A 20606-nucleotide genomic window follows, 5' to 3' on the forward strand; every position below is an offset into this window, starting at 1 on the left:
CTTGCCCCTCGAACTGACCTGGACCCCTTATGCCCCGGCGCTTATTCAAACGGTACATGCCCGATCCCACGAGTATCAGGGAACATAAGTCATTACAGTTTCTCGGCACGTTGCTGCATGACCCGAACCTCTGGCACCTGAACCGGCACTCGGTCGCACGCGCAATGGCCGTGGGTTTGTTCGCCGCGTTTATCCCAATCCCGCTTCAGATGCTGTTGGCGGCAGTCCTGGCGATCACCGTGCGCGGCAATATGCCCATCGCTATCAGCCTGGTGTGGCTGACCAACCCGATTACCATGCCGGTGGTGTTTATCTGCACCTACATGACCGGCGCCTGGCTGATGAACGTGCCACCGCGCAGCCTGCCCGACGACCTCACCTGGGAATGGATCAGCGGCCAACTCAGCACCTTGTGGCAGCCGTTCCTGCTGGGTTCAGTGGTGTTGGGGCTGGTGCTGGGCGCCCTCGCCTATTGCCTGACCATGGGCTACTGGCGCTGGTGGGTGGCCCACCAGTGGAAAAAGCGCAAACAGCGCCGCGCTTAGCAGGCCCGCAAGCGCAGGTGCACGCGCAGGCCTTGCCCGGTATTTTCCGCCCACAGGCTGCCGTCCTGGCGCTGCACGGCGTTGCGGGCGATGCTCAGGCCCAGCCCGAAGCCGCCATCGCCGGGGCGTGAACCGTCCAGGCGGGTAAAAGGCGCGAAGATCCGCTCCAGGTCCCCGTCATCGATCCCGCCGCCCTGGTCCTCCAGCCAGACATGCCAATAATCACCTTCGCGACGCCCGTCCAGGCTGACCACGCCGCCCGACGGTGAGTGGCGGATAGCGTTGCGCAAGATGTTTTCCAGGGCCTGCGCCAACGCATTCAGGTTGCCTCGCACCCAGCATTCCGCCCCCAACAGGCATGGCAGCCGCGACCCCGGCCAGTCGCTCTCATAGCAGGCGTTTTCACGCAACATGTCCCACAGCGCCTGAAGCTGGATAGCTTCCTGGGGCAGCGGCGCGCGTTCGGTGTCGAGCCAGGCCAGTTGCAGGCTGTCTTCCACCAGGCGCTGCATCGCGTCGATTTCACGGCCGAGCCGCTCGCGCAGTTGCGCCAGGTCTTGCTCACTGTCACAGGCCACTCGCAGGCGACTCAGCGGGGTGCGCAGTTCATGGGACATGTCCCGCAGCAACTGTTGCTGCAACACCACGGTGCCCTGCAAACGCTCGGACATATGGTCGAACGCACGCCCCAGTTCGCCCAGCTCATCCTGGCGACTGGTGGCGTCGTGGGACAAACGCGTGTTCAACTGATCGGCACGCCAGGCATTGGCCTGCTCACGCAGTTGATTGAGGGGCATGATCAGCAGCCGATACAACCCAATACACAGCAACAGGGTAAACAGGCCGGGAATCACCCCGTTGGTCACCACCCGCCAGAACAGTTGATAGCGCCCCGGCATGAAGCGTTGCGGCAACTCGATCACCAGCGACCCCGCATGGGGGTCGCCCGGAAACGGGATCTTCAGCCACGGCAGGCCTTTGACATGCCGGCTCACCGGCCAATCCAGGCCACGCAGAAAGGTCAGGCGCTGGCTTTCGTTGTCGCTCAGCGGGATGCTGCTCAACGATTGCAGGTCATTGCCGATCACACCTATCCAGGTGCTTTCGCGCTTGCCCATCGCCTGCAGCCAGGCGTCGACGCCGGCATTGCCGCCGCGATTCCACGCCTGTTCAGCACCGACCGCGTACCCACTCAAGGTGATTCGCGCCGCATCGGACAGGTAGGCGTTCTTCTGCTCCATGTAGCGGCCCCAGGACCAGCTGAGCCAGATCATCAACAAGCAAAAGGCGATCAGCAGGCAGGCGAGTTTCCAGAATAACGAGTGCCTGCCCGGCAGCCTTTTCAACGGGCGTTCAAAGGCCGTCATCGTGACCGCTCAGCACATAGCCCTTGCCCCACACGGTGCGCACTTCGCGCTCGGTGTAGCCGATGGCCTTGAGCTTGCGGCGGATCTGGCTGATATGCATGTCGAGGCTGCGGTCATGGGGCGCATAACCGCGTTGCAGCACATGCTGGTACAAGAAAGGTTTGCTGAGGACTTCTTCACTGTTGCGGTGCAGGGTTTCCAGCAGCCGGTATTCGCTGCGGGTCAGGCCGGCCCAATGGTCCAGGTGGAAAACATCGCACAGCTCATCGTCAAAGCGCAGCGCGCGGGCATCGTCGCGCACCGGTGCCGGAATCGGCAACGGACGCCGGTCGAGGGCCACTCGACGCAGGATAGCTTCGATGCGCACGCGCAGCTCGATCATGCTGAACGGCTTGGGCAGGTAGTCATCGGCTCCCAGGCGAAAACCGCTGACGCGATCGGCTTCAGCACCCAGTGCGGACATCAGGATCACCGGGATCGAATGGCTCTGGCGCAGATGAGTGAGGATCGACAGGCCATCCATGCCCGGCAACAGGATGTCCATCAACACCACGTCAAAGGCCTGGTCGCGCGCCATCTGCAGGCCCTGCTGGCCATTCTGGCACCAGGTCACGTGGAAACCACAACGGCCCAGGTGCTCATGGACATAAGCGCCCAGCACAGGGTCATCTTCAATGGTCAGGATACTGGGTAGGCCAATTGCTGCGGGATTCATTAGTATCTGCAAGTCATTCTCAATGGCTGATTATTCAAGATTACCCCGCCCCAGGCAATCGCCACCGGGCGCCAAATGGCGCGAAGATTGCCGTATGTCATTAATTTGCAAGATTCCACGCCGCGCAAATGGCTACACTGCGCAGGTGGCGCGGGCCGGATGCCCGCGTGAATCATCGATATCAATGTGGTAGCAGGAGAGTGGCGTGCTGACAAGAATGGGGATAAAAGGCCGCGTACTGTTGCTGACCTTATTACCGACCAGCCTGATGGCCTCGTTGCTGGGCGGCTATTTCACCTGGATGCAGTTGTCGGAACTGCAGACCCAATTGCTGCAACGTGGCGAGATGATAGCCGAGCAGTTGGCGCCACTGGTGGCGCCCGCCTTGAGTGCACGCAACACCGACCTGCTGGAGCGCATCGCCACCCAATCCCTTGAGCAGCCGGACGTGCGCACCGTGTCGTTCCTCAGCCCGGACCGTGCGACCCTCGCCCACGCCGGCCCGACCATGCTCAACCAGGCACCCATCGGCAACAGCTCACACCTGTTGCAGCGCACCGGCAATGACGCCACGCGCTACCTGCTGCCGGTGTTTGGCCGCCATCGCAACCTCGCTGGCGACCTGATCCCGGATGAAGCCGACCGTCTGCTGGGCTGGGTCGAGGTGGAACTGTCCCACAACGGCATGTTGCTGCGTGGCTACCGCAGCCTGTTCGCCAGCCTGCTGCTGATCGCCATCGGCCTGATCTGCACCGCGGCACTGGCCCTGCGCATCAGCCGTACCATCAACGCGCCGATCGGCCAGATCAAGCAAGCCGTCGCCCAGCTCAAGGACGGCAACCTCGAAACCCGCCTGCCGCCCCTGGGCAGCCAGGAACTGGACCAGCTCGCCTCGGGCATCAACCGCATGGCCGAGACCCTGCAGAACGCCCAGGAAGAACTGCAACACAGTATCGACCAGGCCACCGAAGACGTACGCCAGAACCTGGAAACCATCGAGATCCAGAACATCGAGCTGGACCTGGCACGTAAGGAGGCCCTGGAGGCCAGCCGCATCAAGTCGGAGTTCCTGGCCAACATGAGCCATGAGATCCGCACACCGCTCAACGGCATCCTCGGCTTTACCCATTTATTGCAAAAGAGCGAGCTGACCCCGCGTCAACTCGACTACCTGGGCACCATCGAAAAATCCGCCGACAACCTGCTGGGCATCATCAACGAGATCCTCGACTTCTCGAAAATCGAAGCCGGCAAACTGGTCCTCGACAGCATCCCGTTCAACCTGCGGGACTTGCTGCAAGACACCCTGACCATCCTCGCCCCTGCCGCCCATGCCAAGCAGCTCGAACTGGTCAGCCTGGTCTACCGCGACACGCCGCTGGCGCTGGTGGGCGACCCGTTGCGACTCAAGCAGATTCTCACCAACCTGATCAGCAACGCGATCAAGTTCACTCGCGAAGGCACCATCGTGGCCCGGGCGATGATCGAGGACGAGCAGGAAGACAGCGTGCAATTGCGCATCAGCGTGCAGGACACCGGCATCGGCCTGTCCAGCCAGGACGTACGCGCCCTGTTCCAGGCCTTCAGCCAGGCCGACAATTCACTGTCGCGCCAACCCGGCGGTACAGGGTTGGGCCTGGTGATCTCCAAGCGCCTGATCGAACAGATGGGCGGCGAGATCGGCGTCGACAGCACGCCGGGCGAAGGCTCGGAGTTCTGGATCAGCCTGAACCTGCCCAAGACCCGCGACGACGTCGAGGACCTGCCTTCCGCGCCCCTGCTGGGTCATCGCGTGGCGGTGCTGGAAAACCACGAACTGGCACGCCAGGCGCTGCAACATCAATTGGAAGATTGCGGCCTGGAAGTCACGCCGTTCAACAGCCTGGAGAGCCTGACCAACGGCATCACCAGCGCCCATCAGACCGAGCAGGCCATTGACCTTGCGGTGCTCGGCGTCACGGCCAACGATATCCCGCCCGAGCGCCTCAACCAACACCTGTGGGACCTCGAACACCTGGGCTGCAAAGTGCTGGTGCTGTGCCCCACCACCGAACAGATGCTGTTCAACCAGTCGGTGCCCAACCCCAACAGTCAATTGCAGGCCAAGCCGGCGTGCACGCGCAAACTGCGCCGTGCCTTGTCCGACCTGATCAGCCCACGCCCGACACGCAGCGAACCCGGCGAACCGTTATCCAGCCGGGCGCCACGCGTCCTGTGCGTGGATGACAATCCGGCGAACCTGTTGCTGGTCCAGACCCTGCTGGAAGACATGGGCGCCCGGGTGCATGCCGTGGAAAGCGGTTATGCAGCCGTCGACGCAGTGAAGCAGGACACCTTCGACCTGGTGCTGATGGACGTGCAAATGCCCGGCATGGATGGCCGCCAAAGCACCGAGGCGATCCGCCAGTGGGAAAGCGAACGCAGCGGCACGCCATTGCCGGTAGTCGCCCTCACCGCCCACGCCATGGCCAACGAAAAACGCGCCTTGCTGCAAAGCGGCATGGACGACTACCTGACCAAACCCATCAGTGAACGCCAACTGGCCCAGGTGGTGCTGAAATGGACCGGCCTGGCCCTGCGCAATCAGAGTCCGGAGCGCGCGACCGACAACCTCGGCCCTGGCGTGAAACTGCCGGTGCTCGACCACGAAGAAGGGCTGCGCCTGGCGGCCGGCAAAGCGGACCTGGCGGCGGATATGCTCGCGATGTTGCTGGCCTCCCTGGAGGCCGACCGCATGGCCATCACCCAGGCCCGTGAGGCCAATGACAACAACGCCCTGATCGAACGCGTGCATCGCCTGCACGGCGCAACGCGTTACTGCGGCGTACCGCAACTGCGGGCATGCTGCCAGCGCGCCGAAACCCTGCTCAAGCAGGACGACGCCAAGGCCATGCATGCGCTGGACGAACTGGACATGGCGATTGCCCGGCTGGCCAGTGAGGCGCGGGTCAGCGCCTGAAGCTACTTTGACGCCGATCAATTGTGGGAGGGGGCTTGCCCCCGATAGCGTCGCATCAGTCGAAGCATCTGTAGCTGACACACCCTAATCGGGGGCAAGCCCCCTCCCACAGTTGTCCAGCATTTCCAACAGATTAATTGCGGGGAGCCTTTTGATGCGCGTGATTCTTTTCAGCAGCCAAACCTACGACCGCGACAGCTTTCTCGGCGAACCATTGCCGCCTGGCCTGGAGCTGCAATTCCAACCCGCACGGCTCAACCTCGACACCGTGGCTTTGGCCGAACATCACGAAGTGGTCTGCGCCTTTATCAACGATGACCTCAGCGCCCCGGTGCTGGAACAGTTGGCCAAGGGCGGCACACGGTTGATCGCCCTGCGCTCGGCGGGCTACAACCATGTGGACCTGCCCGTCGCCAAGCGCCTGGGCCTGACCATCGTGCGCGTGCCGGCCTATTCGCCCCATGCGGTGGCCGAACACGCGGTCGCGCTGATTCTCGCCCTCAACCGTCGCCTGCACCGCGCCTACAACCGCACCCGCGACGGCGATTTCAGCCTGCATGGCCTCACCGGTTTCGACCTGGTCGGCAAGACCGTCGGCGTGGTCGGCACCGGGCAGATCGGCGCCACCTTCGCCAAAATCATGGCCGGCTTCGGTTGCCAGTTGCTCGCCTACGACCCCTTCCCCAACCCGCAGGTACAGGCCTTGGGTGCACGCTACGTGAGCCTGCCCGAACTGTTGGCCCAGGCGCAGATCATCAGCCTGCACTGCCCGTTGACGGCCGACAGCAAGCATCTGATCAACGCCCGTTCCCTGGCGCAGATGCAAACCGGTGCGATGCTGATCAACACCGGTCGCGGTGGCCTGGTCGACACCCCGGCGCTGATCGAGGCGCTCAAGGAAGGCCAGCTCGGCTACCTTGGGCTGGATGTGTATGAGGAAGAAGCGCAGTTGTTTTTCGAGGACCGCTCCGACCTGCCCTTGCAGGACGACGTACTTGCACGCCTGCTGACCTTCCCCAACGTGATCATTACCGCGCACCAGGCGTTTCTCACCTGCGAGGCCCTGGCCGCCATCGCCGGCACCACGTTGGCCAACATTGCCGCGTGGGCCGATGGCCGGGCGCAGAACCTCGTCGAAGGATGATCAGCGGTCACATACCAGGCTCATGATGAGCCAGCACCCGTGATAGGATGCCGCGCCTATTTGGAGGATCCATGGCCGAACACGATTTCCGCTTCAGTTTGCTGAGCCCGCAACACACCCTGATCGAATGCCGCGCCCTGGTGCCGGGCCGTTACCAGGTCACCGGCAACGGTGGTTCGATCAAGCATGGCGACGTGCTGATCGTCTCCCTGCGCGGCAGTAAAACCCTGTCGATGCGCCTCACCGTCGAAGGTGACGCGCGCTACTCCATCCGCCCGGCAGGCCAATGGGTCGCCATGGCCCAGGGGCCGAAGTTCGGCGAGTTGGAGATTCACACCTGGAAGGTCAACTGCGACAGCTGCGACGCCGTGTTGGACTTCGAGTTTGCAGTGGAAACCAAGCTGAGCAAAGAGCCACTTCAACCCGCCGCCAATGCGCGGATCGCCGAGTTGGGCTGGGCCAGCGAGGGCGACAAGCACCGCTGCCCGAAATGCCAGAAGGCTGCGCAATGAGAGGCCTGTTGCTGCTTGCCGCCCTCGGGGCGGGCCTGATCGGCTGCGCCGGCGACGCGGTCAAGCTCCAGCAGGATCACAGCTACGTAGTGGAATGGATTGGTGAGCGGCCGCTGATGGACTACGCGCACCTGACCGTCACCCTCGGCGCCGATGGCCGCGCCTACGGCAATGGCGGCTGCAACCATTGGTTCGCGCCTTACACCGTCGAGGGCAAAAAGCTCAGCTTCGGCCAGATCGGCAGCACCCGCAAGCTCTGCGCCGAAGCCTTGATGGAGCAGGAACACCGCTTCTTCCAGGCCCTGCAAGGCGTACAGCGCTGGGATATCTCGCCGATCGAGCAGACGCGCTTCTGGCCGGCCGAGGGCAAGCCAATACGCTTGTGGCTCGAAGAAGGCTGATACCGCCGATCGGTAGGTTGGTGGGATCCATATGTGGGAGGGGGCTTGCCCCCGATGGCGGTGCAACAGTCAACTGATGTATTGACTGACACACAGCTATCGGGGGCAAGCCCCCTCCCACATTTGTTTTGAATTGTGGCTTTAGCCGCGCAGGGCCTTGAGCTTGGCCAGCACGCCTTCCGCCGTCTGCTCGCCCATCAACGTCTCGCGCACCTTGCCCTTGTCATCGATGATGTAGGTCACCGGCAACGCTTCGCTACGCGGAATATCGAATATCTCTTCCGGGTTCTGCGCCAGCACCGTGAACTTGATGCCCAGCTTGTCGCTGGCGGCTTTCAGCTCTTCGCCCTGCACATTGTCGAAGTTGACCCCGAACACACCCACATTCTGCGCCTTCAGCTGTGCGGCCAGTGCGTTGAGCTCAGGGATTTCCGTGCGGCACGGGCCACACCATTCGGCCCAGTAATTGACCACCAGCCACTGCTTGTCCAAGCGTTCGGCCGCCACCTTCTGGCCGTATTGGTCAACGCCGTAATCGTTACCGCAGCCGCTGAGCAGCAGGGTTGAGATGATCGCCAATGCACCGATCAGTCGCCTTGTCATGGGGTAATCCTTCGCAAAAATGAACGTTGGCTGCGACCTATCGCCTCTTACGGTTTAAGGACGGGTCGCTGCGCGGGTAGAATACCCGCCACCTTACGCAAGATGCGACCCGCACATGACCGATCTGACGCTTTATCACAACCCGCGCTGCTCGAAATCCCGCGGTGCGCTGCAACTGCTGGAAGCCCGTGGCCTCACCCCCACCGTCGTACGCTACCTGGAAACCCCGCTGGATGCCGCGCAACTCAAGGCGCTGCTCGGCAAACTGGGTATCAGCGCGCGCCAACTGCTGCGCAGCGGTGAAGATGAATACAAGGCGCTCAACCTGGCTGACGCCAGCCTCAGCGAAGCCCAGTTGATCGCCGCCATTGCCGATCACCCGCAATTGATGGAACGCCCGATCCTGGAAACCGCCGACAAAGCCATCATCGGCCGTCCGCCGGAAAACGTACTGGAGATCCTGCCGTGACGTCGCCGTATGTGCTGGTGCTGTATTACAGCCGCAACGGCTCGGTGAGCGAAATGGCCCGGCAGATTGCCCGAGGCATCGAGCAAGGCGGGATGGAGGCGCGCCTGCGCACCGTGCCGGCGATCTCCACCGAGTGCGAAGCAGTGGCACCCAGCATTCCGGATGAAGGCGCGTTGTATGCCAGCCTCGACGACCTGAAACACTGCTCCGGCCTGGCCTTGGGCAGCCCAACCCGCTTCGGCAATATGGCGGCGCCGCTCAAGTATTTCATCGACGGCACCAGCAACCTGTGGCTCACCGGCGCCCTCGTCGGCAAGCCCGCGGGTGTGTTTACCTCCACCGCCAGCCTGCACGGCGGCCAGGAAACCACGCTGATGTCGATGCTGCTGCCGTTGCTGCACCACGGCATGCTGATCACCGGCCTGCCCTACAGCGAACAGGCCTTGCTCGATACCCAGGGCGGCGGCACGCCGTATGGCGCCAGCCACCACGCCGGGCCTGACGGCAAGCGCATGCTCGACCAGCACGAGATCGCCCTGTGTCGCGCCTTGGGCCTGCGCCTGGCGAACACCGCCACCTTGCTGGAGGGCGGTCGTGGCCAGGAAGCCTAAAGTCCTGCCGCCCCAGGCGTGGTTGGAGCCACGGGTCAAGGTGGCTCGCGCACTCAGCCTGCTGGCGTTTTTTGGCCTGGTTAGTTTGCTCTGCGTGTATTACCTGTTCGTCGCCGACCTGCACGGCGCACGGCCGTGGGTGATCCTGCTGATCGAACTGGTGCCGCTGCTGGTGCTGACGCCCGGCATGCTGCTGGGCAGCGCGCGCGGCCATTCGTGGATGTGCTTTGTGGTGAACCTGTATTTCATCAAGGGCGCGCTGGCGGCGTATGACCCGAACCGGCAGTGGTTCGGGGTGCTGGAAATGCTGGCGAGCCTGGCGGTGTTTTGTACGGCATTGTTGTATGTGCGCTGGCGGCATCAGTTGAACCGACAGCTGGCAGCGGCCTGAAGTCCCTCATCGGGGGCAAGCCCCCTCCCACACTGTTACCGCGCCGCCTATCCAATGTGGGAGGGGGCTTGCCCCCGATGGCACCACCCCGGCCTCAATGGTTGACGGTGTACGCCAACATCATCGACAACTGGCACATCGGCCGCCCGCTCTCGGCGTGCCACTGATTGAACGCACCCTGCACTGTCGCCAGGTCGCGCAGGCTGGTCGGCGCCTTATCGACGATCTTCTGCGCGTTCAACGCCGCCACCACGTCATCACTCGGCACAAAGGTGTCCTTGCCGACCATGCGCAAAAAGCGCGGCGCGGACAGCCCGCCGAGCTGGTGGCCGTGCTTGCTCAGGTACTTCCACAGCCCGACGATGTCGGTCACCGGCCAATCGGCGATGAACGCGCCAAAGCTGCCCTTCTCCTGCTGGATATCGAGGATCATCTGCGCGTTGCGCGGCACGCTCTTGAGCTTGCCCAGGTGGCGGATGATGCTGGTGTCCTGCATCAGCCGCTCCAGGTGCTCGGCGCCCATCAGCACTACCTTTTCCGGATCGAAGCCGAAAAATACCTTTTCGAACGCCGGCCACTTGGCGTCCACCACACTGTGCTTCAAGCCCGCACGAAACACGCGCAGCGCCAAGGTCGACAGGTAGCGATCATCGCTGATCTTGCGTAATTGCGCCGCAGTCTTGGGCACAGGCAGGTGGGCTTCCAGCTCGGCCGCCGAACCGAAGCGATTCAGACAATATTCGTGCAGCCACTTGTAATCGCGCATGCCCTCTCCTGGCAATTGAATTGAAAACGGCGCCCGCGAGCGCCGTGTGTCAGAGCCTTGAAGGGACTCAGAGGTTCACAACATTGACGAAGCGCGACGCGGCGGTTTCATCAATTTTCAGGCTGGTGAAGTCAAACAGGTTGCGGTCGGCCAATTGCGAAGGGATCACGTTCTGCAGGCTGCGGAAGATGCTTTCGGTACGGCCCGGGGTCTTGCGTTCCCATTCCAGCAGCATTTCCTTGACCACCTGGCGTTGCAGATTCTCCTGGGAACCACACAGGTTGCACGGGATGATCGGGAATTGCTTGAAGTCGGAGTAGGCCTGGATGTCTTTCTCGTTGCAATACGCCAGCGGGCGGATCACCACGTTGCGCCCGTCATCGGCACGCAGCTTGGGCGGCATGGCCTTGAGCGAGCCGTTGAAGAACATATTGAGGAAGAAGGTCTCGACGATGTCGTCGCGATGGTGACCCAGGGCCATTTTGGTCGCGCCGATTTCATCGGCGAAGGTGTATAGCGTGCCACGGCGCAGGCGTGAGCACAGCGAGCAGGTGGTCTTGCCTTCCGGAATCAGTTCCTTGACCACCGAATAGGTGTCTTTCTCAACAATGTGGTACTCGATGCCCAGCTCCTTGAGGTAGGCCGGCAGCACGTGCTCGGGAAAACCCGGTTGTTTCTGGTCCATGTTGACGGCAACGATCTCGAACTTGATCGGCGCGACCTTTTGCAGGTGCAGCAGCACGTCGAGCATGGTGTAGCTGTCTTTGCCGCCGGAGAGGCAGACCATGACCTTGTCGCCGTCCTCGATCATATTGAAATCGGCGACCGCTTCACCAGCCAGGCGACGCAGGCGTTTTTGCAGTTTGTTCTGGTTGACCGTAAGAGTGCCCATGGCGCTTGGATCCGCTAGAGGTGTGTGACGAAAAGCCGAATATTTTACCGGTAAGAATCACCGAGTTCCATTGTGGGAGGGGGCTTGCCCCCGATTGCGGCGTCTCAGCGACTCATTGATAGCTGACACAACGCCATCGGGGGCAAGCCCCCTCCCACTATGATCAGCATCCAGTCAAAAGACCTCAGCGCGATTAACCCCAACGTTTACAGCGCAATTTGCTCTAAAGGCCCTACAGTTATTCAGGCTATCCCTTCCTATACTGCGACTAGAGGTCGCACAGCTATCCAGGACCTTTGAGGCCATTTGGCCCGTGGGCGCTCCGATGGGGGGCGATGGCAATAACGACAGGAGTGACTGGCATGATCCATCACGTCGTGGGGCTTTTTACCCATCCCGACCAGGAATGGCGGGAAATCCGTGGCGATAAAGAAGAAAGCATCGGCCACATGTACCTCACCCATACCTTGATTCTTGCGGCAATTCCCGCCGTATCCGCGTTTATCGGCACCACCCAGATCGGCTGGGTCATCGGCAACCGCGCGCCGGTGATGCTGACCCAGGAAAGCGCATTGTGGATGACCCTGATGTCCTACGCCGCGATGCTCGGTGGCGTGGCGGTGATGGGCGCGTTCATTCACTGGATGGCGCGCACCTACGACGCCAATCCCAGCATGGCGCGCTGTGTGGCGTTTGCCACCTACACCGCCACACCGCTGTTCATTGGCGGGCTGGCGGCGCTCTATCCACACATGTGGCTGGGCATGGTGGTGGGCACGGCGGCCATCTGTTACACGGTGTACCTGCTATACGTTGGCGTGCCGACCTTTATGAACATCGATCCGGATGAAGGCTTCCTGTTTTCCAGTTCCATACTGGCGGTAGGATTGGTGGTACTGGTAGCGATCATGGCCTTTACCGTGATCGTCTGGGGCCTGGGCGTAGGTCCCATCTACACCAACTGAGCGGAAAAAAACCCAGGCAAAGCCACCGCAAGGTGGCTTTGTGCATCATGCATGACCATTCGGCGCCTGACAGATTCGGAAACACCCAGCTTTGCGGCATACTGGACATCTCTGGAGATATGTACAGCATGCCCGAGCAACTCAATACCCGCGTCGAAGATTGTTTCCTGCTAGCCGAATCCTTTTTCAAACGAAGCTTCAAACGCCCTCAGGTCAGCCTCAAGCTGCGGGGCCAGAAGGCCGGTGTCGCGCATTTGCACGAGAACCTGCTGCGCTTCAACCCACAGCTGTACCGTGAAAACAGCCAACATTTCCTGAAGCAGACCGTCGCCCATGAAGTGGCGCACCTGATTGCCCACCAATTGTTTGGCGAACGCATCCAGCCCCACGGCGAGGAATGGCAATTGATCATGCGCGGGGTCTACGAACTGCCGCCGGACCGTTGCCACACCTATGCCGTGAAGCGCCGCCAGGTCACTCGCTATATCTACAAGTGCCCGTGCGCAGACAGTGACTTTCCGTTTTCGTCACAGCGCCATGGGATGGTCGCCCAGGGTCGAAGGTATTTGTGTCGGCGGTGCCGGCAGACCTTGGTGTTTACCGGCGAAACCCGGGTGGAGTGAGGGCCTCATCGGGGGCAAGCCCCCTCCTACATAGTGACCGCGCCGCCGACCCAGTGTGGGAGGGAGCTTGCTCCCGATGGCGCCGGTCCAGTCACCCGACTACCTTGGCCCGCCGCAAAGCCTCTATCCGCTGAACACTGAACCCCAACTCCGCCAGCACCTCATCACTGTGCGCCCCCACGGCGGCGCCAATATGCCTGGGCTCAGGCAGCCCCTCGGAGAACTTTAGCGGGCACGCCAATTGCGCCTGGGTCGAACCATCGCCCCGTGGCACCTGGCTGACCAGTTGCCGCGATTTAAGCTGCGGATGCTCCACCGCTTCACTCAGGCTCAACACCGGCTCCACACACGCATCCACCCCGGCAAACAACTCACACAACTCATCAAAGCTGCGTTTCTCGAATTCAACCTGCAGTGCCTGCTTGAGTGCGGGCGACAAGCCCAGCGCCGCCAACTCCGGCCGTCCCAGCGCGCCACAGAGCTGCTGCGTAAACCCAGGCTCCAGGCTGCCCACTGACATCCAACGCCCGTCCCGCGAGCGGTAATAATCGTAAAAGCTGCCACCGTTCAGCACATGGCTTTCGCATTCAGGCTCGACGTCGCACGCCAGGTAGCCCGCGCCGGCCATGGCGTTCAGGCTGAACGAGCAGTCGGTCATGCTCACATCCAGAGACTGGCCGACCCCGCTCTGCTGCCGGGCGATGACTGCCGCGAGCAGCCCCACCACCGCATGCAGCGAGCCCCCGCCCACGTCCGCCAACTGCACGCCCAGTGGCAACGGTCCACTGTCCTGGCGCCCGGTGTAGCTGGCGATTCCGGCCAGCGCCAGGTAATTGATGTCATGCCCGGCGCGGTCCTTATACGGGCCGGTCTGACCGTAACCGGTGATCGACACATAAATGAGCCGGGGATTGATCGCCTTCAACGCCTCATAGCCCAAGCCCAGGCGCTCCATCACCCCAGGCCGGAACTGTTCGAGGACGATGTCGTAGTCCTTGACCAGCGTCCGCACGATCTCCAGCGCCTCGGCCTGCTTGAGGTCCAGCGCCAGGCTGCGCTTATTGCGGTTGAGGTAGGCGTGACTGGCCGACGTGCCCTGGTCGTGGGGCGGCAGTACGCGCAACAGGTCCATGCGCGTGGGTGACTCGATACGCAGCACCTCGGCGCCCATGTCCGCCAGCATCAGCGACGCGAATGGGCCAGGCAGCAAGGTGGAAAAATCCAGCACTTTGAGGGACGCCAAGGGACCTGACATGGGCACTCCATTTCGGTTTTGAATGCCCACAGACTAGGCAGCCTTGCGCCCGTCGGCAATCGCCGGAACGGTCACCGACAGTGACCGTTTTGATCACGGCGGGCTTTTTCGTGGCGGCGGCTTTATCATTGGCCCACGTTTGCTTGCAGAGTGTTCCATGAAGTTTGCGATTGCAGTGTTTTGTGCCGCCCACGCGCCCTCCTCGCGCCGCGCCCTGCTGTTTGCCCAGGCGGCGCTGGCCGGCGGGCATGAGATTGTGCGGCTGTTTTTCTATCAGGACGGCGTGTACAGCGCGTCCAATTCGGTGGTTGCGCCCCAGGATGAGCAGGACATCGCCCGTCAATGGCGGGAGTTTGTCAGCGCGCATCAACTCGACAGCGTGGTGTGCATCGCTGCCGCCTTGCGCCGTGGCGTGCTCAACCAGGAAGAAGCCACGCGTTATCAACGCAGTGCGGTCAACCTCGATGCGCCGTGGGAGCTGTCGGGCTTGGGGCAATTGCATGACGCCGCGCAGGCCGCCGACCGCCTGATCTGTTTTGGAGGGCCGTGACATGTCCAAATCCTTGCTGGTCATCAGCCGCCAGGCGCCGTGGTCCGGCCCCAGCGCGCGCGAAGCGCTGGACATCGTGCTGGCCGGGGGCGCGTTCGATCTGCCCATTGGCCTGCTGTTCCTCGATGACGGCGTGTTCCAGCTGGCGCCGCATCAAGACGCCAAGGCCGTGCAGCAAAAGGACCTCAGCGCCAATCTGCACGCGCTGGGCCTGTTCGGTATCGACGAGGTATTCGCCTGTAGCCATAGCCTGGCCGAGCGCGGCCTCACGACGCCCGCCAGCGCACAGCCGCTGGACAGTGCTGCGATCTCCCAGTTGATTGACCGTTACGACCAGGTGATAACCCTCTGATGTCGACTCTACATGTGGTTTCCCACTCCCCGTTTACCGATAGCCGCCTGGACAGCTGCCTGCGTATCTGTGGCGTAAATGACGCCATCCTGCTCTGCGGCGACGGCGCCTACGGGTTGCACAACGCGGCGCTGCACACCAAAGGCATGAAGGTGTTTGTACTGGCCGAAGACATGCAGGCGCGCAACCTGCCACTGCCCGACTGGGCCGACAGCGTGGACTACCCAGGCTTCGTGCAGTTGTCGCTCGACTACGACAAGGTCAACAGCTGGCTATGAACACCCTGACCGTAGGCACTCGCAGCCTGGAACTGGACAAGGACGGCTACCTTGTCGACCTGAACGCGTGGTCCGAAGAAGTCGCCAACGCCCTGGCCGCCGCCGAACCGCTGGCGTTGACCGCGGACCATTGGGAAATCCTCACACTGCTGCGCCAGTTCTATGCCGAATTCCAGCTGTCACCCGCCACGCGCCCGCTGATCAAGTACACCGCCTTGAAGCTGGGCCCGGAAAAGGGCAACAGCCTGCACCTCAACAAACTGTTCAACGGCACTCCCGCCAAACTCGCCGCCAAGCTGGCGGGCCTGCCCAGGCCGACGAATTGCTTATGACCGACTTTGCCCCGCTGACCCTTGAAACCCCTGCCGAACACCCGTTTGCGCAATTCGTGCGCATCCTGGGCAAAGGCAAGCGCGGTGCGCGCAACCTCACCCGTGAGGAGGCGCGCGAAGCCATGGGCATGCTGCTCGACGAAAAAGTCGAGGACACCCAGCTCGGCGCCTTCCTCATGCTGCTGCGCCACAAGGAAGAAAGCCCGGAAGAACTGGCCGGTTTCACCGAAGCCGTACGCGAACGCCTGAACGCTCCGGCGCTGAATGTGGACGTCGACTGGCCGACCTACGCCGGCAAGAAACGCCACCTGCCGTGGTACCTGCTGGCAGCCAAGTGCCTGGCGCAAAACGGCGTGCGCATCCTGATGCACGGCGGCGGCGCCCACACGGCGGGACGGCTGTACACCGAGCAATTGCTGGAGGGTTTGCAGATCCCGCTGTGCCGCAACTGGCAGCAGGTCGAAGCCGCCTACGCACGCGGCAGCCTGGCCTTTATCCCGCTGGGTGACTGGGCGCCGCAGTTGCAACGCATGATCGACCTGCGCAACACCCTGGGCCTGCGCTCGCCGATCCACTCCCTGGCGCGCTTGCTCAACCCCTTGAATGCGCGCCTTGGCCTGCAAAGTATTTTCCATCCGGGTTACCAGGGCGTGCACCGCGATGCCAGCGGCCTGCTCGGCGACAATGTAATCGTGGTGAAGGGCGACGGCGGCGAGATCGAGATCAATCCCGACTCGGCCAGTCACCTGTACGGCACCACTGGAGGCGAAAGCTGGGACGAAGAGTGGCCCGCCCTCTCCGCCCAGCGCCACGTCAAACCGGCCACACTCGAACCTGAGCATCTGAAAGCGCTGTGGCGCGGTGATGTCGAGGACAGCTACCCACAACTGGCCCTGATCGCGACCATGGCCCTAGCCTTGCGTGGCCTGGGTCATTCACGGGAACAAGCGTTCGCCCTGGCCCAGCAATACTGGGACGCGCGGGACAAATCGATTTAATCGATGATTAACCCCCGGTCTTTGCGCTTTTAGTTCGAACTCATCCCTTTAGACTGGGCTCCAACGCTTATTAGCCTAGGAGCCAGTCATGGGTTTGCTGATCGAAGGACGCTGGAAAGACCAGTGGTACGAAAGTAGCGCGGACGGCGCGTTCCAGCGCGAACAGGCGCAACGCCGCCACTGGGTCACCGCCGATGGCGCGCCCGGCCCGAGTGGCGAAGGCGGCTTCAAAGCCGAGGCCGGTCGCTACCACCTCTATGTCTCCCTGGCCTGCCCGTGGGCCCATCGCACGCTGATCCTGCGCAAGCTCAAGGGCCTGGAAAGCCTGATCGACGTGTCGGTGGTCAGCTGGCTGATGCTGGAAAACGGCTGGACCTTCGACAAGGCCCACGGTTCCACCGGCGACAAGCTGGGTGATTTCGACTTCATGCACCAGCGCTATACCGCCGACACCGCCGATTACACCGGACGCGTCACCGTTCCGGTGCTGTGGGACAAAAAGCTCAAGCGCATCGTCAGCAATGAATCGGCGGAGATCATCCGCATGTTCAACGACGCCTTCAATGAATTGACCGGCAACACCCTGGACTTCTACCCCCAGCCGCTGCGCACGACCATTGACGCGTTGAACGAACGCATTTACCCGGCAGTGAACAACGGCGTATACCGCGCAGGCTTCGCCACCTCACAGCAAGCGTATGAAAGTGCGTTTGATGATGTGTTCGCCGAGCTGGATCATCTGGAACAGCACTTGGGCGACCATCGTTACCTGGCCGGTGAATACCTGACCGAGGCAGATGTGCGGCTGTTCACCACGCTGATTCGTTTTGATGCGGTGTACTACAGCCACTTCAAATGCAATTTGCGCAGGATTGCGGATTATCCGAATTTGTCGAATTGGTTGAGGGAGCTGTATCAGTGGCCGGGAGTGGCGGAGACGGTGGATTTTGCGCACATCAAGGGGCATTACTATGCCAGCCATCGCACGATCAATCCGACAGGGATTGTGCCGAAGGGGCCGTTGCAGGGGTTTGATGAACAGCACGATCGGAAGCAATTGATTGGCAAAGGCGTGTGGAACTGATCCGACGTATTGGCTGGCTTTTAGGGCCTCATCGGGGGCAAGCCCCCTCCCACACTGGAATGCAGTCCAATGTGGGAGGGGGCTTGCCCCCGATGCTTTCAAGGCTCAGACCTGGGACTGCGCGCCCTCAAACCACTTCAGCTTCTCGCGCAACACCACCACCTCACCCACGATCACCAGTGTCGGCGCATGCACTTCATGCTCCGCCACCATGCGTGGCAAATCGGCGAGGGTGCCGGTGAACACGCGCTGATTGGACGTGGTGCCCTGCTGGATCAACGCTGCGGGGGTGTCCGATGCACGCCCGTGCTTGATCAGCTGTTCGCAGATGATCGGCAAGCCGATCAAGCCCATGTAGAACACCAGAGTCTGCGAAGGTCCCACCAGGTCATGCCAGGGCAGGTCCGAGGTCCCGTCCTTCAAATGCCCGGTGATAAAACGCACCGACTGCGCATAGTCGCGATGGGTCAGCGGAATCCCGGCATATGCCGCGCAACCGCTGGCCGCGGTGATCCCCGGCACCACCTGGAACGGGATGCCATGGGCGGCCAGTTCCTCGATCTCTTCGCCACCACGACCAAAGATGAACGGATCGCCACCCTTGAGGCGCAGCACGCGCTTGCCCTGCTTGGCCAGGTCCACCAATTGCTGGTTGATCTGGTCTTGCGGTACGGCATGATCAGCGCGACGTTTGCCGACATAGATGCGCTCGGCATCACGGCGGCACAGTTCGAGAATCGCCGGTGCAACCAGGCGGTCATACAGCACAACGTCGGCTTGCTGCATCAGGCGCAGGGCACGGAAGGTCAGCAGGTCGGGATCACCCGGACCCGCGCCCACCAAATAAACCTCGCCCGGCGCATAAGGCGGCGCGCCGTTGACCTTTTCGATCAGCAGGCGCTCGGCCTCATCACCCTGCCCGGCCAACTGGCGGTCAGCAATCGGGCCCTGGAACACTTCTTCCCAGAACGCACGACGCTGCTGCACATCCGGGTACAAGCCTTTGACCTGGGCACGAAAACGCGCCGCCAGCCCGGCCAGTTGACCGTAGGTGGACGGAATCCAGGTTTCCAGCTTGGCGCGGATCAAGCGCGCCAGCACCGGCGCATCGCCGCCGCTGGACACTGCGATCACCAACGGTGAACGGTCGACAATCGCCGGGAAGATCACGCTGCACAAGGCTGGCGCATCGACCACGTTGACCGGCACGCAACGACGCTTGGCATCGCTGGACACTTGCGCGTTCAGCGGCTCGTCGTCGGTTGCCGCGATGATCAGGGTGCAAGCATCGAGGTCGGCCTCCTGATAGCCGCGCAGAATCAGTTCCCCGCCACTGCCCAGTACCAGTTCACGCAACTGGTCTTCGATCTGGGGAGCAACCACCCGCAGCACCGCCCCGGCGTCGGCCAGCAGCCGGGATTTGCGCAAGGCAATCTCCCCGCCACCGACGACCAGCACACGACTGCCGCGCAGGTTATGAAACAGCGGCAGAAATTCCATTTAGCGAATGACCTCAACGCCCGCCATGTACGGCTTGAGCACTTCCGGCACACGGATCGAGCCGTCAGCCTGCTGGTAGTTTTCCAGCACGGCCACCAGGGTACGGCCAACCGCCAGGCCGGAACCGTTGAGGGTGTGCACCAGCTCCGGCTTGCCGGTTTCCGGGTTGCGGAAACGCGCCTGCATGCGACGGGCCTGGAAATCACCGCAGTTGGAGCACGACGAAATCTCGCGGTACTTGTCCTGGCTCGGCACCCAGACTTCGAGGTCGTAGGTCTTCACGGCGCTGAAGCCCATGTCGCCAGTGCACAGCGCCAGTACGCGGTACGGCAGCTCCAGCAGTTGCAGGACACGCTCGGCGTTGGCGGTCAGGCCTTCCAGTGCGTCCATGGAGGTCGATGGCTCGACGATCTGCACCATCTCGACCTTGTCGAACTGGTGCTGGCGGATCATGCCGCGGGTGTCGCGGCCGGAGGCGCCGGCTTCGCTGCGGAAGCACGGGCTGTGGGCGACGAACTTGATCGGCAGTTGCTTGGCGTCGAGGATCTCGCCGGAGACGATGTTGGTCAGCGACACTTCGGCGGTCGGGATCAGGTACAGGTCGGCTTCGCCGTCGCGGCTGATCTTGAACAGGTCTTCTTCGAACTTCGGCAACTGGCTGGTGCCCATCAGCGCCGGCGCCTGCACCAGGTACGGGGTGTAGGCCTCTTCGTAACCGTGCTCGCCGGTGTGCAGGTTGATCATGAACTGCGCCAGGGCACGGTGCAGGCGTGCAACCGGGCCACGCAGCAGCGAGAAGCGCGCGCCGGACATCTTGGCGGCGGTTTCGAAATCCAGGCCACCGCTCAGTTCGCCCAGGGCGACGTGGTCCTTGATCTCGAAATCAAAGGCTTTCGGCGTACCCCAGCGACGCACTTCGACGTTGCCGTCTTCGTCTGCGCCGATCGGCACGGATTCGTGCGGAATGTTAGGGATGCCCAGCAGGATCGAATCCAGCTCGGACTGGATCTTTTCCAGCTCGACCTTACCCTCGGACAGCTCGGTGCCCATGCGCTCGACATCCGCCATCAACGGCGCGATGTCTTCGCCGCGCTGCTTGGCCTGACCAATGGATTTGGAACGCGCATTACGCTCAGCCTGCAGTGCTTCGGTGCGGGTCTGGACGGTCTTGCGCTGTTCTTCCAGCGCTTCGATGCGCGCAACATCCAAGGCAAAGCCACGGGATGCCAGGCGGTCCGCTACGTCCTGAAGGTTGCTACGTAACAGTTTGGAATCGAGCATGTCGGTCTCTCGT

General features: G+C 62.2%; 24 protein-coding genes. 16 read left to right on the plus strand and 8 right to left on the minus strand.

Annotation, left to right across the window (positions count from 1 at the left end; all coding sequences use genetic code 11):
* Window positions 1–29: 29 nt before the first annotated feature.
* The gene (locus tag M2497_RS18735) at window positions 30–545 is read left to right on the plus strand and encodes a DUF2062 domain-containing protein (RefSeq protein WP_058425439.1); all 516 of its coding nucleotides are present in this window, start codon (window positions 30–32) and stop codon (window positions 543–545) included.
* On the opposite strand, the gene M2497_RS18740 is transcribed toward M2497_RS18735, so the two are convergent.
* Complete coding sequence (locus tag M2497_RS18740; RefSeq protein WP_248482263.1) at window positions 542–1912, minus strand: sensor histidine kinase; 1371 nt, start codon at window positions 1910–1912, stop codon at window positions 542–544. The two genes, M2497_RS18735 and M2497_RS18740, sit on opposite strands and share 4 nt — an antisense overlap.
* On the minus strand, window positions 1899–2627 hold the full coding sequence (locus tag M2497_RS18745; RefSeq protein WP_248482266.1) for a response regulator transcription factor: 729 nt from the start codon (window positions 2625–2627) through the stop codon (window positions 1899–1901). Before M2497_RS18745 ends, M2497_RS18740 begins: the two co-directional genes overlap by 14 nt.
* Window positions 2628–2832: 205 nt before the next feature.
* Between M2497_RS18745 and M2497_RS18750 the strand changes: the two genes are divergently transcribed.
* The 4 genes from M2497_RS18750 to M2497_RS18765 all read left to right on the plus strand — a co-directional run bounded on the left by M2497_RS18750 (window position 2833) and on the right by M2497_RS18765 (window position 7643).
* Window positions 2833–5586: a response regulator gene (locus M2497_RS18750; protein ID WP_248482268.1), complete on the plus strand. Its 2754-nt coding sequence runs from the start codon at window positions 2833–2835 to the stop codon at window positions 5584–5586.
* Window positions 5587–5740: 154 nt separating this feature from the next.
* A complete protein-coding gene (locus tag M2497_RS18755; RefSeq protein ID WP_248482270.1) occupies window positions 5741–6730 on the plus strand; it encodes a 2-hydroxyacid dehydrogenase in 990 nt (329 codons plus the stop codon).
* Between the two features lie 71 nt (window positions 6731–6801).
* Window positions 6802–7242 carry a hypothetical protein gene (locus M2497_RS18760; protein WP_248482272.1) on the plus strand — a complete coding sequence of 147 codons (441 nt, stop codon included), beginning with the start codon at window positions 6802–6804 and terminating at the stop codon, window positions 7240–7242.
* Window positions 7239–7643 carry an META domain-containing protein gene (locus tag M2497_RS18765; RefSeq protein WP_248482274.1) on the plus strand — a complete coding sequence of 135 codons (405 nt, stop codon included), beginning with the start codon at window positions 7239–7241 and terminating at the stop codon, window positions 7641–7643. The genes M2497_RS18760 and M2497_RS18765 overlap by 4 nt, the downstream gene beginning before the upstream one ends.
* 141 nt (window positions 7644–7784) lie before the next feature.
* Here M2497_RS18765 and M2497_RS18770 read toward each other — a convergent pair whose 3' ends face one another.
* Entirely contained in the window at window positions 7785–8246 is a 462-nt protein-coding gene (locus M2497_RS18770) for a TlpA disulfide reductase family protein (protein ID WP_248482276.1), read from the minus strand.
* 115 nt (window positions 8247–8361) lie between these two features.
* Between M2497_RS18770 and arsC the strand changes: the two genes are divergently transcribed.
* Genes arsC through M2497_RS18785 form a run of 3 tightly spaced genes read left to right on the plus strand, consistent with a single transcriptional unit; the run spans window position 8362 to window position 9717 of the window.
* Window positions 8362–8715: an arsenate reductase (glutaredoxin) gene (gene arsC, locus M2497_RS18775; RefSeq protein ID WP_248482278.1), complete on the plus strand. Its 354-nt coding sequence runs from the start codon at window positions 8362–8364 to the stop codon at window positions 8713–8715.
* Window positions 8712–9326 carry an NAD(P)H:quinone oxidoreductase gene (gene wrbA, locus M2497_RS18780; RefSeq protein WP_248482280.1) on the plus strand — a complete coding sequence of 205 codons (615 nt, stop codon included), beginning with the start codon at window positions 8712–8714 and terminating at the stop codon, window positions 9324–9326. Before arsC ends, wrbA begins: the two co-directional genes overlap by 4 nt.
* Window positions 9310–9717 (plus strand): DUF2069 domain-containing protein, encoded by a 408-nt coding sequence (locus tag M2497_RS18785; protein WP_248482282.1) that lies wholly within the window; start codon window positions 9310–9312, stop codon window positions 9715–9717. The genes wrbA and M2497_RS18785 overlap by 17 nt, the downstream gene beginning before the upstream one ends.
* Before the next feature lie 94 nt (window positions 9718–9811).
* Here the strand turns inward: M2497_RS18785 and M2497_RS18790 are convergent, their stop codons facing one another.
* Window positions 9812–10483, minus strand: a complete 672-nt coding sequence (locus M2497_RS18790) for a DNA-3-methyladenine glycosylase I (protein WP_248482284.1) — start codon at window positions 10481–10483, stop codon at window positions 9812–9814.
* A gap of 67 nt (window positions 10484–10550) precedes the next feature.
* The gene (ttcA, locus tag M2497_RS18795; protein ID WP_248482286.1) at window positions 10551–11375 is read right to left on the minus strand and encodes a tRNA 2-thiocytidine(32) synthetase TtcA; all 825 of its coding nucleotides are present in this window, start codon (window positions 11373–11375) and stop codon (window positions 10551–10553) included.
* 362 nt (window positions 11376–11737) lie between these two features.
* Between ttcA and M2497_RS18800 the strand changes: the two genes are divergently transcribed.
* Together M2497_RS18800 and M2497_RS18805 are read left to right on the plus strand one after the other, a co-directional pair.
* A complete protein-coding gene (locus M2497_RS18800; protein WP_248482288.1) occupies window positions 11738–12340 on the plus strand; it encodes a Yip1 family protein in 603 nt (200 codons plus the stop codon).
* 128 nt (window positions 12341–12468) lie between these two features.
* Complete coding sequence (locus M2497_RS18805; RefSeq protein WP_248482290.1) at window positions 12469–12963, plus strand: SprT family zinc-dependent metalloprotease; 495 nt, start codon at window positions 12469–12471, stop codon at window positions 12961–12963.
* Window positions 12964–13054: 91 nt separating this feature from the next.
* Here M2497_RS18805 and M2497_RS18810 read toward each other — a convergent pair whose 3' ends face one another.
* The gene (locus M2497_RS18810) at window positions 13055–14218 is read right to left on the minus strand and encodes a CaiB/BaiF CoA-transferase family protein (protein WP_248482291.1); all 1164 of its coding nucleotides are present in this window, start codon (window positions 14216–14218) and stop codon (window positions 13055–13057) included.
* A gap of 157 nt (window positions 14219–14375) precedes the next feature.
* Between M2497_RS18810 and tusD the strand changes: the two genes are divergently transcribed.
* From tusD to M2497_RS18840, 6 genes are all read left to right on the plus strand, one after another.
* Window positions 14376–14768 carry a sulfurtransferase complex subunit TusD gene (gene tusD, locus M2497_RS18815; protein WP_248482293.1) on the plus strand — a complete coding sequence of 131 codons (393 nt, stop codon included), beginning with the start codon at window positions 14376–14378 and terminating at the stop codon, window positions 14766–14768.
* 1 nt (window position 14769) lies between these two features.
* The gene (tusC, locus tag M2497_RS18820) at window positions 14770–15120 is read left to right on the plus strand and encodes a sulfurtransferase complex subunit TusC (protein ID WP_248482295.1); all 351 of its coding nucleotides are present in this window, start codon (window positions 14770–14772) and stop codon (window positions 15118–15120) included.
* Window positions 15120–15398 (plus strand): sulfurtransferase complex subunit TusB, encoded by a 279-nt coding sequence (gene tusB, locus M2497_RS18825; protein WP_248482296.1) that lies wholly within the window; start codon window positions 15120–15122, stop codon window positions 15396–15398. The genes tusC and tusB overlap by 1 nt, the downstream gene beginning before the upstream one ends.
* Complete coding sequence (locus M2497_RS18830) at window positions 15395–15730, plus strand: TusE/DsrC/DsvC family sulfur relay protein (protein WP_071493374.1); 336 nt, start codon at window positions 15395–15397, stop codon at window positions 15728–15730. Before tusB ends, M2497_RS18830 begins: the two co-directional genes overlap by 4 nt.
* On the plus strand, window positions 15727–16728 hold the full coding sequence (locus M2497_RS18835) for a glycosyl transferase family protein (RefSeq protein ID WP_248482297.1): 1002 nt from the start codon (window positions 15727–15729) through the stop codon (window positions 16726–16728). The genes M2497_RS18830 and M2497_RS18835 overlap by 4 nt, the downstream gene beginning before the upstream one ends.
* Before the next feature lie 88 nt (window positions 16729–16816).
* Entirely contained in the window at window positions 16817–17812 is a 996-nt protein-coding gene (locus M2497_RS18840; protein ID WP_248482298.1) for a glutathione S-transferase family protein, read from the plus strand.
* A 105-nt stretch (window positions 17813–17917) separates the two neighbouring features.
* Here the strand turns inward: M2497_RS18840 and cysG are convergent, their stop codons facing one another.
* Complete coding sequence (gene cysG / locus M2497_RS18845; protein WP_248482299.1) at window positions 17918–19312, minus strand: siroheme synthase CysG; 1395 nt, start codon at window positions 19310–19312, stop codon at window positions 17918–17920.
* Entirely contained in the window at window positions 19313–20593 is a 1281-nt protein-coding gene (serS, locus tag M2497_RS18850) for a serine--tRNA ligase (RefSeq protein WP_248482300.1), read from the minus strand.
* Window positions 20594–20606 lie beyond the last annotated feature (13 nt).

The sequence above is a fragment of the Pseudomonas sp. CYM-20-01 genome (assembly GCF_023169845.1).
GTDB lineage: Bacteria > Pseudomonadota > Gammaproteobacteria > Pseudomonadales > Pseudomonadaceae > Aquipseudomonas > Aquipseudomonas azotoformans.